We start from the raw sequence: 13,177 nt of genomic DNA, 5'->3' as shown, positions 1-13,177 counted from the left end.
CAAGCCGATGATGCGCAAGTCCGAAAGTGGAGTGAGAGCCGGGGCCTGCGCTTCGTCGGTCGGAGCCGCGCTTTTGCTCGCCGCCTGTCTCGGCGTCGAGGTTGCGCAGGCGCAGGCGATCATGCGCACGCCGACGATTAGCGTCCCCTCCCGAATGCCCACGATTTCTCCCGGCGTCGCCGCACGCGTCAGTCCCGGTGTTGCCGCCAGAGCGGTGGCCGTCGGCCGCGGTCCGGGTCCGACCGTGACGACCAGGATTTCGGCGCGGATGGGACCGACGCCGGTGCTGCCTTATGCGCGCTACTCCCCGAACCTCTATCCCGCCTGTACCGCGCCCGATCGCGACGCCGCCGGCGAATGCCTGGCGCAGCAGAACGCAGGCGGCGATGGCTCGGGCAAATCGGGCAAGAAGACCGCCGCAAAGGGGCGCGGCAACAACACGCCTGTCGCCGCGGATCTGCGCACCTTCGCTGGCGAATTCGTCGCCGAGATCGACGGCGGGCTGTCGTTGACCCAGGCCGACGAGCTTGCGCGTCGCCATGGGCTGACCCGCGTGTCTTCCGAGAACTTTCCGCTGATCGGGGCAACGTTCGGACTGTTCCGCATCACCGACGGCCGGCCCTCCGCGACGGTGCGGCGTGAATTCGCGGCGGACGGTAGCGTGCGCTCGGTCCAGCCGAACTTCCGCTATCTGCTCCAGGATCAGAAATCGTCGGTGCCGACCGAGGGAGATCCCGCGCAATATGCGCTGGCCAAGCTCCGCCTGCCGCAGGCACACACGCTGGCGCATGGTGCCAATGTGACGGTAGCCGTGATCGACTCCGGCATCGACGCCCAGCATCCGGAACTTGCCAATTCCATTGCCGACAATTTCGATGCGCTCGGCAGCGCCGAAGGCCCGCACATTCATGGCACCGGCATTGCCGGCGCTATCGTGGCGCATGGCAAGCTGATGGGCAGCGCGCCCGAGGCGCGCCTCATCGCCATCCGCGCCTTCGGCGGCACCACCGGCGGGGCCGAGAGCTCGTCCTACATCATCCTGCGCTCGCTGAACTATGCCGCCGAGCATGGGGCGCAGATCGTCAACATGAGCTTTGCCGGTCCGAAGGATGCGGTGATCGAGCGGGCCATCGCCGCGACCGCCGCGCGCGGCCTGGTGCTGATCGCGGCCGCCGGCAATGCCGGCGCGAAGTCGCCGCCGCTCTATCCGGCCGCCAATCCCAACGTGATCGCGGTCAGCGCGACCGACCAGCAGGACAGGCTGTTCACCGCCTCCAATCGTGGCAACTACATCGCAGTCGCGGCCCCCGGCGTCGATATCTTCCTGCCGGCGCCTGACGGCAAATATCAGATGACGTCGGGCACCTCGTTCTCGGCCGCCTATGTCTCCGGCGTCGCGGCGCTGCTGCTCGAGCGCAACTACGCCTTGAAGCCGGAAGCACTGCGCACGACGCTGGCGAAGACGGCGCGCGACCTCGGTTCACCGGGCCGTGATGATCTGTTCGGCGACGGCGAGGCCGACGCGTTTGCCGCGGTCATGGCCGTTCCCGCCGCCGGCGCGACGCCGGTCGCGGCCGCGTCCGGTACAACAAAACGTGAAGATATCGAGAAGCGTCGCGACGAGCCTGGCATCCGCGCATTAGAGCAACCTTCGTTGTCGAGCACTGAGGATAAAGCCACGGTTTCTCAGGCGGATAAGCCGGCGACGCGATAGCGGCTGCGACAACTTTGCGCGCAGCGCGAAGGTCGAAAAATCAAACGCTGCATTGAACGTTCGGCCCGCTGCCACGACCAAATTATGTGGGAGCGGTTATCCCTCCCCATAAGTCATATTAGGCGCGAGCGCCCATCCACCCCAAGCGCCCATATGGCTCGACCCGTCCGGTTGTCCCCCCGGACGGGTCTTTTCTTTTTGGACGTCCCATTCCTCGAAGCCCTGCGCGAGATCAGCTTCCGGTTGGAGATCGTGGTTCACCCATCGCCACCGCTCCGCCGGCACGCCGCAAGCGCGCTATGCTTGTGCGAAGCTTGACTCCAAAACGCCTTGAATCTCCGCACGACTACGGAGTTTCGCGACGAAAACATCGTCGTTGCTGGACAAGTCAAAACTTTTCCACAAAATATTCACGTCGCGTCTAAATTGATTCGTGTGCGTTGCGTCGCGTCCGTATTTTCTCCTGACGGGCTGATTTATGACACATCGCCAAGAGGCTATTCGCGACGTGGCTATTGGCCGCGACGTTGCGGCACGCTGGTGCGCTCTCGCCGAGCAGCGGCTGGTGCATCTCTCCGAGATGTTCGAGACCGGACGCTGGCGCCGCTATCACTCCGAGATCGCATTTCTCGAAAACATCCAGGAAGCCAAGCTCGCCGTCCAGACCTGGCGCGCGCTTGCCACCGGCGCCGACGTCGCCACGGCGGCCGCGAGCGTGTCGCCCGCATTCGGCTGGTCGCCGGCGACAATGCCCCGCATGTTTCCGCGCGAGGCGCAGACCGTGCAACCGAAGGCCGTGCACATCGTCCCGGAGACCGCCGTGCCGGTCAGGCTCGATCCGAAGCCGGGCGTTCTCGCCGAAATCTCCGAAGCCCCGACCGCGCTGGTCGCCGCGCCTGCCCCGATGGCACCGCTCAAGGTGCCGGCTGCCATGGCGCCACCCACCGCGCCCGTCGCAATGACAGGACCCAAGGTGCCGGCCGCGACCGCAGCGCCCAAGGCGCTGGCGGCGATGGCAGCGCTTCTGCCGCAGTTCTCTCCGCCGGCAGCCGAAATTGTCGCAGCCCCCGAGCGCTTGGTTGAGTTCACCTTTAACCTCGACGGCCTCGAAGCCAAGTACCCGCTGCTGCGGAACGCGTTCTAGCTTTCGGAAGCCAGAGGCGAGGAACGGCAGCTACCGCCGCACCGCATTCCCGCCGACCATCAATTGCGCAAAGCGCTGGGCGCCGTCCACCGACAGATCGGACGTCACGGCGCGCGCGTGATCGAGCCCGACCACGGCGCCACGCGGGGTTTCCGAGATCATGTTGTTGTTGACGAGCGCGGTGCCTGCGCCGGGCACGACGGACACCCCGACGCCGGCCAGCGCCTTGCGGATCACGTTGCCCGTGATCGCGACGTCGCGGAGATATTTGCCCCAGCCGGCGACGATGCCGTAGGACGGCGCATTCTCGATGACGTTGCCGATGACCGATGAATCCGCCTCGATGTAGATGCCGATGCCGGCATCGTCATCCGGTGCGGTGCCGATCGGCCGCTTCGGGATCAGATTGCGGATGATGTTGCCCTGGACCACGGCGATGCGGCCGCCTTCGTTGAAATTGCAGACGGAGACGCCGACGGCGGCGCCGTCCACAATATTATTGGCGATCACCGCGGCCTCGAACGCGAACTCCGAATACAGCGCGACCTCGCGCACGTCGCTGACGCTGTTGCCGGTGATGTGGATGTTCGAGGCCGAGTTGCCGCGCACGGCGGAGTAATCGCAGTTCTTGATGCGATTGCCGCGCACGATGACGTTGCCGGCGCGGAACGCGTTGATGGCGTTGCCGTACTGGCCGGAGCCGCCGGGGCCGGCCTTGATGTCCTCGATGCGGTTATCAGTGACCAGCGTGCCGTCATCGCCGATAGCCGTGCGCAGGATCTCGATGCCGTTGTCGTTGGTGCCGGTGATGGTGTTGTGGGAGACGCTGAGTCCCCTGGCGTCGAACGACACCACCGCCGTCACCGCGATGTTGGTAAAGATGTTGCCCGAGATGTCGCCGGAGACCTGCTCGAGCCAGATGCCGCTGCCGCCGGAGCCCGTGATTTCGCAACCGGTGATGCGGACGTCGCGCCCGCCGAGTACGTGGATCAGCCCGCGCCGCGTCGGCAGCGGAATGCCGCCGCCATCAAAGGTGATGCCGGAAAGGCCGATTGCATCGGAGCCGTCGCTCTGGATCGCCGATGCCCCGCCGGTGAAGACGAATTTTGTCGCGCCGCGCACGCCGATCAGTTGCGCGCCATTTGGCAACCGCAACAGTCCGCTGCGATAGATGCCGGGTGGCAGCGCCAGCGGCATCTGCGCGCGCGCGGCCTCGTCGATCGCACGCTGGAGCGCGCGGGTCTGATCCTCGCTGCTACCGGGTCGCACGCCATATTGCGTGGCGTCGCGGCCGAGCAGCGACGTCAGCGGCGCCGCACGCGCGGCGTCGGCCGGTATCGCGAGCGCGCCGGCGATGCCTGCGGTCGAAGCTCCGATGAGATTGCGGCGATTGAGGTCCATGGATGCGTCCTCCGGCGGACGCGGGGGTCCGCAGCGGTTAGGTAGCGCAGGGCCGCTGGTTGCGTGAGGATTGTTCGCGGTAGGGTTAAATGTTTACCGGAGAGACGGTCCGTAGGGTGGGCAAAGCGGAAGCGTGCCCACCATTCAGCGGCAGATCGGAACAAGTTGGTGGGCACGGCGCAAGCGCGCCTTTGCCCACCCTACGAAGTCGGTGTGTTGCGCCCCTTCCGTGCCAACTGCACCATCTCCATCAGCATCGCTTCCCCGGCGTCCACCAATTCCTCGAGCGTGATCCGCGGCGCGCCCTTGCGGCGCACGGCGCCACTGCGCGCGAGCAGGGGAATATGGATGAACGCGGCGAGCTTTGGCCCGCCGGCCCTGACGTTTTCGATCGCGCGCCAGCTCAGGTAATTGCAGAGATAGGCGCCGGCGTCGCGCGAGGGGCGCGCGTCGATGCCGGTGAGGCGGGCGGCGCGCAGCAGCCTTGCGGTGTGCGGGCCGAAAATCATCGCGTCCGCATTGCCGGCGATGCCGCGCTTGCTCGAGCGGGTCTTGGCGGCATCGGGCCAGAGCATGGTGACGGCGTTGCGCGCGCGGCTCTCGATGCGCAGATAGGGCGTGCGTGCGGCGAGGCCGAACATCAGCAGCGCATCGGGCTTCTCTTTCGCAAGCACCTCCGGCAATTGCCGGTCCACCGCGGCATAGGTGACCGGGAAGATGTGGCTGGAGATCGCGGCATCGTCGAGTGCGGGACGGCGCAATTGCGCCAGCCGGGCGACCAGCGGCTGGGTCGGATTGTAGGGCGCGCCGGGAAACGGGCCGAAGCCGGTGAGGAGAATGCGGAGCTTGTCGCTCATTGCAGCAACTCCAGGATCTTTTCGGCGGCGAGCGCCGGCGTGAGATGGCCGTCGGCGACCTCAGTCTCGATCTTCCGGACCTTGGTCCGCACCGACGCCTCGCTGCGCAACCGCGCCAGCATGCGCTGCTCCAGCATCGACCACATCCATTTCACCTGCTGCTCGCGCCGCCGTGCGGCGAAGTCGCCGGATGCAATCATCGCCTTGCGGTGATCGAGGACTTTCTGCCAGATCTTCGCGATACCGTCACCAGTCAGCGCCGAATAGGTCTCGACCGGCGGATGCCAGTGCTCGGAGCGCGGCGTCAGGATATGCAGCGCGCCGCGATAATCGGCGGCAGTGATGTTGGCGCGCTTGAGATTGTCGCCGTCGGCCTTGTTGATCGCGATCATGTCGGCGAGCTCGACCAGGCCCTTCTTGATGCCCTGCAATTCGTCGCCGCCGCCCGGCAGCATCAGGGCCAGGAAGAAATCGGTCATGTCGCAGACCGCGGTTTCGGACTGGCCGATGCCGACGGTCTCGACCAGCACGACGTCGAAGCCGGCCGCCTCGCACAGCAGCATCGCCTCGCGTGTCTTGGCCGCGACGCCGCCGAGCGTGCCGGAGGACGGCGAGGGGCGGATGAAGGCGTCGTCAGAGGCCGCGAGCCGGGCCATCCGCGTCTTGTCGCCGAGGATCGAGCCGCCGCTACGCGCCGAGGACGGATCGACCGCGAGCACCGCGACCTTGTGGCCTTGCTCGATGAGATGCGTTCCGAGCGCGTCGATGGTGGTGGATTTGCCGACGCCGGGCGAGCCGGTGATACCGACGCGCACTGCCCTGCCGGTATCGGGCAAGAGCATCTGCACCAGCTCGCGCGCCAGCGCCTGATGGTCGCTGCGCCGGCTCTCGACCAGCGTGATGGCCCGCGCCAGCGCCGCGCGGCTGCCGGCGCGGAGGTCATGGGCGAGGGATTTGATGTCGATGGATTTGCTACTGGTCATGATTGTCTTCGCGTCCGGCCGCTACCGACCCGACCCGCGAATGTGTCGCTCAGCACAGGATTTTAGCGGTGGAAGATGGATTTGGATAATGTCCCAAACGATCTCGGCTTTCGTCATATGGTAGGCGTGGCGCAGCAGATTTCCGAAATCGATCATTTTGCGCCAGTCGATCCCTGGCTCGGCTCGCTTTACGTCATCTGGAATGGATCTCGAAGCCTCACATACGATCTCGAGAAGACGTTCGATTGCCAGGCGAGCGGTTTTTTCAGAGACGAATTGCTCAAATGTGGAGCCCTTCACGACACTTTCGATGTCGGTGATGGCTTCCAGGATATCTCGCAGTCGGTCTTCCACGGTCGGCGGCATTCAGAAGACCTCGATCAGATCATCTGCGATGCGTTCGGCGATGCGCGGCTTCAGCAGGTCCCGCATCGATATCTGGGCCTGAAGGCCAAGATGGTCTTCGATCAAGTGCAGGACCTTAAAGTAATCGAACCGTGGCGCTTCCTCACGCGAGGTCGTCTCGACCAGGACGTCGAGATCGCTGTCGGGGCGGGCGTCGCCTCGCGCGCGCGATCCAAACAAGTAAAGGTGCGTGATTCCGGCAGCTCTCAGATCGGGAGCGAGCTCCCTGAGCTTCCCTATGAGTGTCTGGACTGGAATATCTGCGACCTCGGTCATGACCAGATGTTAGCACAGAGCAGCCGCCCGTCCCAGTATCGGGCGGGTCGGCTCAGCCCTCGGTGGGGCAGGCGAGGGCCCGCCCGCCCGATATCACCGGGATGTCGCCGCCACCCCGGTCCGCACCGATTTCACCTTGCGCCACGCCCAGACCAGCACCGGCCACAGCAGCGCCCCGATCGCCATGGCGGCGAGGATCGCGGCCACGGGGCGCTCGAAAAACGGCAGGATGCTGCCGTCCGACTTGATCAACGAGGTCACAAAAGCCTGCTCGACCATGGTGCCCATGACGATGCCGAGCACCATCGCGGCGACGGGATAGCCGTTGGCTTCCATGACATAGCCGATCACGCCGAAGGCGGCGACGGTGACGATGCCGAACATGTTGTTGCCGATCGCGAACGAGCCGACCGCGCAGCACAGCATGATGATCGGCATGATGGCGGAGCGCGGTGCCAGCAGGATGTAGGCGGCAACCCGGATCATGGCGATGCCGAGCGGGATCATCAGGATGTTCGCGATGATGAACATCAGATAGATCGCGTACATGCTCGACGCTTTCTCGGTGAACAGCGTCGGCCCGGGGTTCAGCCCCTTCATGTAGAGCACGCCGATCGCGATCGCGGCGATGGTGTCGCCGGGGATGCCGAACAGCAGCGACGGCACCCAGCCCGAGGCGATGCTGGCATTGTTGCTGGCGCCGGCCTCGACCAGGCCTTCGACATGGCCGGTGCCGAATTTCTCCGGTTCCTTGGAGAAGCGCTTCGACATTGCATAGGAAACCCAGGCGGCCATGTCGGCGCCGGCCCCGGGCAGCACGCCGATGATGATCCCGACGATGTTTCCGCGCGTCATCTGCCAATGGTATTTCTTGGTCAGCTTCCACTGGCCGGCCATGATGCTCCCGAATTTGCGCCGCGGCAGTGGCGGCGGCTCGGGAGTCAGCATCGCGCGCATGACCTGGGCCACTGCGAATACGCCGACCAGCGCGGGGATCGGCTCGATGCCGCCGAACAGATCGGTGAGGCCGAAGGTGAAGCGCGGCACGCCGCCGGGATTCTCGATGCCGACGCAGGAGACCAGCAGGCCGAGGAACATGCCGGCGATCGCCTTCACCGGCGAGGAGCGCGCCACCAGCGTCGCGCACATCAGGCCGAGCAGCGCCAGCCAGAAATACTCGAAGGTCGAGAACGACAGCGCGATCTCGGCCAGCGGCGGCGCCAGGATCATCAGCGACAGCACGCCGGCGATGCCGCCGACGGCCGAGAACCACACGCCGGCCCCGAGCGCCAGCTCGGCCTGTCCCTTGCGGGTCATGGCGTAAGCCTCGTCGGCATAGGCGGCGGACGCTGGCGTGCCGGGGATGCGCAGCAGCGCCCCGGGGATGTCGCCGGAGAAGATCGCCATCGAGGACGCGGCGACGATGGTCGCGATCGCCGCGATCGGCGAGAGATAGAAGGTGACGGGGACGAGCAAGGCGGTTGCCATCGTCGCCGACAAGCCCGGCAGCGAGCCGATCACGAGCCCGTACACCGAGGCTGCGAACATCGCGATGATGACCTCCCAGGTGGAGATCAGTGCGAACGCTTCAATCAGGGTTTTCAGCATGGGATCACCAAGGCGTCGGCAACAGGCCGGCGGGAAGCGGCACGCGCAGCAGCTTGCCGAAGATCAGGTGGATAGCGAACGGCGACAGCGCTGCGAGCGGCAGCGCCAGCTTCCACTTCGCCCCCAACGCGGTCGAGGTGACGTAGACCATGATCGCCGCGGTTATGATGAAGCCGAGCCGGTCGGCCGCCACCACGTAGAACAGCAGCAGCGCCGGCGGCAGCAGCGCGCGCAGGCCGTACAACTTTCCCTGCGGCGGCGGGGCAGCCGCTAGCTGGCCATCCTCGAGCGGGATCAGCTCTTCCGCGTCCTCGAAGGTGTGGCCGATCCCGAACACGATCGCGAGCCCGCACAGCGCCAGCCCAATGCCGATCACGAGCGGAAATACGTTGGGGCCGACCGGCTGCCCGGGCACCGGCGGCAGCAGCCAGCCGCCATAGGCGGCTGCTGTGCCGAGCACGACGAGAAACGATCCCGTGACGGAGTCGGGAAGGCGCATGGGAGAATCCTATGAGATTTCTTCTCCCTCGCCCCGTTCTTACGGGGAGAGGGGTGGGGTGAGGGGCTGCGTCCACGATGGAGGTGAAAGCCGGACTCGCGGAGCCGCGTCCTCACCCGAATTTGCGCTGCGCTCAAATCGACCTCTCCCCCGCAAGCGGGGAGAGGTGACAAATCACGCCTTGCTCAGACCCGCCGCCTTCATCGCTTCGCCCATCTGGGCGTCGCCCTTGTCCATGAAGCTTGCGAACTGGCCGGCATCGCCCCACACGGTGCCGAAGCCCCGATTGCCCATGAAGTCCTTGAACTCGGCGGAGTCATAAACCTTCTGCAGCGCCGCGGTGAGCTTCGTTGCGATCTCCGGCGGCAGGCTCTTCGGCGCGCCGATGCCGCGCCAGGCGCCGGTCGCGTAGTCGATGCCCATCGCCTCCTTCAGCGTCGGCACGTCCTTGAAGATTGGATTGCGCGCCGGCGCCATGATGGCAAGGCTCCTGGCCTTGCCGGCCTCGATGATGGCGCGGGCTTCCGGCACCGAGCAGGTGGTGAGGTCGAGGCCGCCGGCGGCGAGGTCCTGCATCGCGGGTGCGGCGCCGTTCGACGGCACCCAGGCGACCTGGTTGGCGGGCAGGCCCATCGCCTGCATCCAGCCGACCAGCGCGAGATGCCAGATGCCGCCCTGGCCGGTGCCGGAGGCCTTGAACTTGCCGGGAGGGGCCGCCTTGATGGCTTCCGCGAGTTCCTTCACCGTCTTGTAAGGCGAGGAGGAGGAGACCTGGATGCCCGGGGGATCTTCGTTCATCAGCGCGAGCGGGGTGTAGCTCTTCGGCGCCAGCTCGGTCAGCCCTTGCCAGTGCATCATCGAGATTTCGACCGTGAGCATGCCGATGGTGTAGCCGTCGGGCTGCGCGGTCGCGATCGCGGTATGGCCGACGACGCCGGAGCCGCCGGTGCGATTGACCACGTTGAAGGGCTGGCCGAGATCCTTCTCCAGCAGCGCTGCGACAATGCGCGCAGTCGCGTCGGTGCCGCCGCCCGCGCCCCAGGGCACGATCACGGTGACGGGCCGCGCCGGATAGGCTTGTGCAAGTGCGGGTGTGAGGCCGAATGCGGCGGATGCCGCAACCGCAGCGGAAGAGGCCGCAAAGGTGCGGCGCGTAATCTTGGACATCAATGCCTCCCAGCGGCGCCCATGACGTCAGGCGCTCTTGTCAATGGCGACATTCTAGTCGGCTTTGCAGCGCGGCTGCAAGGCAACGCGACCAGCGCTTAGAGAGCTACGCGGCGTTGCTCACGACGGGATCACTGCGGCTCGTCCGCGTCGCCCTTTGGCCGTGCGCCACCGAAGATGCGGGTGCCTTCCGCGCTGAGATAGGGCTTCAGCGTTTCCCACGGCACGAATGCGACATATTCGCCCTCGGCGTAAGGGCCGACTGCGTAGGGCGGGTAGTGGAAAGTGAGGCCGGAACTCTTGCCCGCGTCGGTTGAAGGCGCGAGCGTCACCGCGCCGATCTTGAGCAGGCTCGGCTCCACGCTCTTGAACCATTCGTCGGTCGCGGTCTCGCTGGTATCACGCTTCTTCTTCTCGATCTTCAACGATGCGATCACCGCCTTCACCATTGCCTTCATGGCCGCGCCGTTGTCGGCGGTCTCGGCGAAGAACGAGCGGATGGAGATGCGCTTGTTCTCCGCCTTGTCCCACAGGACCGTGTTCACATCGGAATTGGGATGGGCACCGTGGGTGTCCATATAGTCGTTGCGCAGGATGCTGACATAGCGGTCGGCAACGACGGAGCGGACCGCATATTTGCGCTCGAAGTCCCAGCCGCCATCCCTGAAGAATTGCGGATCCTCTTTGCGCGAGGCGGCGGCTTCTGCCGCGTTCTTGTCGATCCACTTCTTGCCTTCAATCAGGCAGTCGGCCGCCAGCGCCGCATCGACCTTGACCTTGTCGTCGAGGAAGACGCGGGCTTCGATGCTCTTGGTATTGATGACCGCGTCGGGCTTGGGGTCGGCAGCATGGGCAGTAGCCAACAACGCGCTGCAGGCTGCGACCAAAGTTAGCGCGCGCATCAACGCTGGCGCGGAAAATATCACGCACTGTCCTTTCGAAGGTCGATAGCGACCTACTCCGCCGCCTCGCTATGCCCGAGCCGGGCGTTCAGCTTGCGGATCAGCTCCTCGGCCGCGTCCGCGATCACGGTGCCCGGCGGGAAGATGGCTTCCGCGCCGGCCGCGTAGAGTGCATCGTAATCCTGTGGCGGCACTACGCCGCCGACAATGATCATGATGTCGTCGCGGCCCTGCTTCTTCAGCGCGGCCTTCAATTCCGGCACCGCGGTGAGGTGGGCGGCGGCAAGCGAGGAGACGCCGAGGATGTGGACGTCGTTCTCGACAGCTTGCCGCGCGGCTTCGTCGGCAGTCGCGAACAGCGGCCCGATGTCGACGTCGAAGCCGATATCGGCGAATGCCGACGCGATCACCTTCTGGCCGCGGTCGTGGCCGTCCTGGCCTATTTTTGCGACCAGGATGCGCGGGCGGCGGCCTTCCGCCTCCTCGAAGGCGTCGATCAGCGCCTGAACCTTCTCGACCCGGTTACCCATGCTGGACGCCTCCCGCTTGTAGACGCCGGTGATGGATTTGATTTCGGCGCGGTGCCGGCCGAACACCTTCTCCATCGCGTCGGAAATCTCGCCGACGGTTGCCTTCGCGCGCGCAGCGTCGATGGCGAGCGCCAACAGATTGCCGTTGCCTTCGCCGGCCGAGCGCGTCAGCGCGGCGAGCGCGGCCTCGACGTCCTTCTGGTTGCGTTCGGATTTCAGCCGCGTCAGCTTGTCGATCTGGAGCCGGCGGACATTGGTATTGTCGACCTTGAGAATATCGATCGGAGCTTCGTCGGTCGGCTTGTATTTGTTGACCCCGATCACCGCCTGCTTGCCGGCATCGATGCGGGCCTGGGTCTTGGCCGAGGCTTCCTCGATGCGCAGCTTCGGTACGCCGGCCTCGATCGCCTTGGCCATGCCGCCGAGCTCCTCGACCTCCTGGATGTGGCCCCAGGCCTTGGCGGCGAGGTCGCGCGTGAGACGCTCGACATAATACGAACCGCCCCAGGGGTCGATGATGCGGGTGGTGCCGCTCTCCTGCTGCAGGAAGAGCTGGGTATTGCGGGCAATACGCGCGGAGAAATCGGTCGGCAGCGCCAGCGCTTCGTCGAGCGCGTTGGTGTGCAGCGACTGGGTGTGGCCCTGCGTCGCCGCCATCGCTTCCACCGTCGTGCGCATCACGTTGTTGAAGACGTCCTGCGCGGTCAGCGACCAGCCGGAGGTCTGGCAATGCGTGCGCAGTGACAGCGAGCGCGGGTCCTTCGGGTTGAAGGGCCTCAAGAGCTTCGCCCAGAGCAGTCGCGCGGCGCGCATCTTGGCGACTTCCATGAAGAAGTTCATCCCGATCGCCCAGAAGAACGACAGGCGCGGCGCGAAGCGGTCGACGTCGAGGCCCGCCGCAAGGCCGGCACGAAGATATTCGACGCCGTCGGCCAGCGTATAGGCGAGCTCGAGGTCCTGCGTCGCCCCGGCCTCCTGCATGTGATAGCCGGAGATCGAGATCGAATTGTATTTCGGCATCTTCTGCGAGGTGTAGGCGAAGATGTCCGAGATGATCCGCATCGAAGGCGCGGGCGGATAGATGTAGGTATTGCGCACCATGAACTCTTTCAGAATGTCGTTCTGAATGGTCCCTGAAAGCTTCTCGGGCGGGACGCCCTGTTCCTCGGCGGCCGCAACGTAGAGCGCGAGGATCGGCAGCACCGCGCCGTTCATGGTCATGGACACGCTCATCTGGTCGAGCGGAATGCCCGCAAACAGCGTGCGCATGTCGTAGATGGAATCGATGGCAACGCCGGCCATGCCGACGTCGCCGCCGACACGCGGATGGTCGCTGTCATAGCCGCGATGGGTGGCGAGATCGAACGCGACCGAGAGGCCCTTCTGTCCGGCAGCGAGATTGCGGCGGTAGAACGCGTTGGAATCCTCCGCCGTGGAGAAGCCGGCATATTGCCGCACAGTCCAGGGCTGGTTGACATACATGGTGGGGTAGGGGCCGCGCAGATAAGGCGCGATGCCTGGGTAGGTCTCGAGGAAATCGAGTCCGGCCAGATCGGCCTCGCTATAAGCGGGCTTCACCAGAATGCCCTCGGGCGTCAGCCACGGCTCGGCGCTGCCTGATGGCGCAGCGGTGGCGGCGCGCTCGAAGGCGACGTCGGCGAAATTGGGGATGCGGCTCATGCTTTCAACCA

Annotated in this window: 12 protein-coding genes; 2 read left to right on the top strand and 10 right to left on the bottom strand. The window is 65.6% G+C overall.

Annotated elements, in window-relative coordinates:
* The first annotated feature begins 7 nt into the window (after positions 1-7).
* Together AC0L3A_RS30255 and AC0L3A_RS30250 are read left to right on the top strand one after the other, a co-directional pair.
* A complete protein-coding gene (locus AC0L3A_RS30255) occupies positions 8-1,714 on the top strand; it encodes a S8 family serine peptidase (protein WP_473255727.1) in 1,707 nt (568 codons plus the stop codon).
* Positions 1,715-2,222: 508 nt separating this feature from the next.
* Positions 2,223-2,858, top strand: coding sequence for a TIGR03809 family protein (locus AC0L3A_RS30250; protein WP_007593576.1), 636 nt, complete (start codon positions 2,223-2,225; stop codon positions 2,856-2,858).
* A 30-nt stretch (positions 2,859-2,888) separates the two neighbouring features.
* Here the strand turns inward: AC0L3A_RS30250 and AC0L3A_RS30245 are convergent, their stop codons facing one another.
* The 10 genes from AC0L3A_RS30245 to scpA all read right to left on the bottom strand — a co-directional run bounded on the left by AC0L3A_RS30245 (position 2,889) and on the right by scpA (position 13,166).
* Positions 2,889-4,259 carry a TIGR03808 family TAT-translocated repetitive protein gene (locus AC0L3A_RS30245; protein ID WP_007593574.1) on the bottom strand — a complete coding sequence of 457 codons (1,371 nt, stop codon included), beginning with the start codon at positions 4,257-4,259 and terminating at the stop codon, positions 2,889-2,891.
* A 200-nt stretch (positions 4,260-4,459) separates the two neighbouring features.
* The gene (locus tag AC0L3A_RS30240) at positions 4,460-5,116 is read right to left on the bottom strand and encodes a pyroglutamyl-peptidase I (RefSeq protein ID WP_007593573.1); all 657 of its coding nucleotides are present in this window, start codon (positions 5,114-5,116) and stop codon (positions 4,460-4,462) included.
* On the bottom strand, positions 5,113-6,099 hold the full coding sequence (meaB, locus tag AC0L3A_RS30235) for a methylmalonyl Co-A mutase-associated GTPase MeaB (RefSeq protein WP_007593571.1): 987 nt from the start codon (positions 6,097-6,099) through the stop codon (positions 5,113-5,115). The genes AC0L3A_RS30240 and meaB overlap by 4 nt, the downstream gene beginning before the upstream one ends.
* Positions 6,100-6,120: 21 nt before the next feature.
* A complete protein-coding gene (locus AC0L3A_RS30230) occupies positions 6,121-6,465 on the bottom strand; it encodes a HepT-like ribonuclease domain-containing protein (RefSeq protein ID WP_007593569.1) in 345 nt (114 codons plus the stop codon).
* Positions 6,466-6,780: a nucleotidyltransferase family protein gene (locus tag AC0L3A_RS30225; protein ID WP_219684879.1), complete on the bottom strand. Its 315-nt coding sequence runs from the start codon at positions 6,778-6,780 to the stop codon at positions 6,466-6,468.
* A 93-nt stretch (positions 6,781-6,873) separates the two neighbouring features.
* Complete coding sequence (locus AC0L3A_RS30220) at positions 6,874-8,388, bottom strand: tripartite tricarboxylate transporter permease (RefSeq protein ID WP_473255724.1); 1,515 nt, start codon at positions 8,386-8,388, stop codon at positions 6,874-6,876.
* Between the two features lie 4 nt (positions 8,389-8,392).
* Entirely contained in the window at positions 8,393-8,887 is a 495-nt protein-coding gene (locus AC0L3A_RS30215; RefSeq protein WP_007593565.1) for a tripartite tricarboxylate transporter TctB family protein, read from the bottom strand.
* A 174-nt stretch (positions 8,888-9,061) separates the two neighbouring features.
* On the bottom strand, positions 9,062-10,054 hold the full coding sequence (locus tag AC0L3A_RS30210; RefSeq protein WP_007593564.1) for a tripartite tricarboxylate transporter substrate binding protein: 993 nt from the start codon (positions 10,052-10,054) through the stop codon (positions 9,062-9,064).
* Between the two features lie 131 nt (positions 10,055-10,185).
* A complete protein-coding gene (locus AC0L3A_RS30205) occupies positions 10,186-10,956 on the bottom strand; it encodes an RsiV family protein (RefSeq protein ID WP_473255736.1) in 771 nt (256 codons plus the stop codon).
* 53 nt (positions 10,957-11,009) lie between these two features.
* The gene (gene scpA, locus AC0L3A_RS30200) at positions 11,010-13,166 is read right to left on the bottom strand and encodes a methylmalonyl-CoA mutase (RefSeq protein ID WP_035995058.1); all 2,157 of its coding nucleotides are present in this window, start codon (positions 13,164-13,166) and stop codon (positions 11,010-11,012) included.
* Positions 13,167-13,177: the final 11 nt, after the last annotated feature.

This window comes from Bradyrhizobium sp. MI1.3 (assembly GCF_055811695.1).
This window is presented reverse-complemented; position numbering and strand designations above follow the sequence as displayed.

Bases quoted from the DNA above. Each gene is read 5' to 3' on its own strand.
- AC0L3A_RS30255 (WP_473255727.1), top strand. From the start codon at position 8: ATGATGCGCAAGTCCGAAAGTGGAGTGAGAGCCGGGGCCTGCGCTTCG.
- AC0L3A_RS30245 (WP_007593574.1), bottom strand. From the start codon at position 4,259: ATGGACCTCAATCGCCGCAATCTCATCGGAGCTTCGACCGCAGGCATC.
- AC0L3A_RS30240 (WP_007593573.1), bottom strand. From the start codon at position 5,116: ATGAGCGACAAGCTCCGCATTCTCCTCACCGGCTTCGGCCCGTTTCCC.
- meaB (WP_007593571.1), bottom strand. From the start codon at position 6,099: ATGACCAGTAGCAAATCCATCGACATCAAATCCCTCGCCCATGACCTC.
- AC0L3A_RS30230 (WP_007593569.1), bottom strand. From the start codon at position 6,465: ATGCCGCCGACCGTGGAAGACCGACTGCGAGATATCCTGGAAGCCATC.
- AC0L3A_RS30225 (WP_219684879.1), bottom strand. From the start codon at position 6,780: ATGACCGAGGTCGCAGATATTCCAGTCCAGACACTCATAGGGAAGCTC.
- AC0L3A_RS30220 (WP_473255724.1), bottom strand. From the start codon at position 8,388: ATGCTGAAAACCCTGATTGAAGCGTTCGCACTGATCTCCACCTGGGAG.
- AC0L3A_RS30215 (WP_007593565.1), bottom strand. From the start codon at position 8,887: ATGCGCCTTCCCGACTCCGTCACGGGATCGTTTCTCGTCGTGCTCGGC.
- AC0L3A_RS30210 (WP_007593564.1), bottom strand. From the start codon at position 10,054: ATGTCCAAGATTACGCGCCGCACCTTTGCGGCCTCTTCCGCTGCGGTT.
- AC0L3A_RS30205 (WP_473255736.1), bottom strand. From the start codon at position 10,956: ATGCGCGCGCTAACTTTGGTCGCAGCCTGCAGCGCGTTGTTGGCTACT.
- scpA (WP_035995058.1), bottom strand. From the start codon at position 13,166: ATGAGCCGCATCCCCAATTTCGCCGACGTCGCCTTCGAGCGCGCCGCC.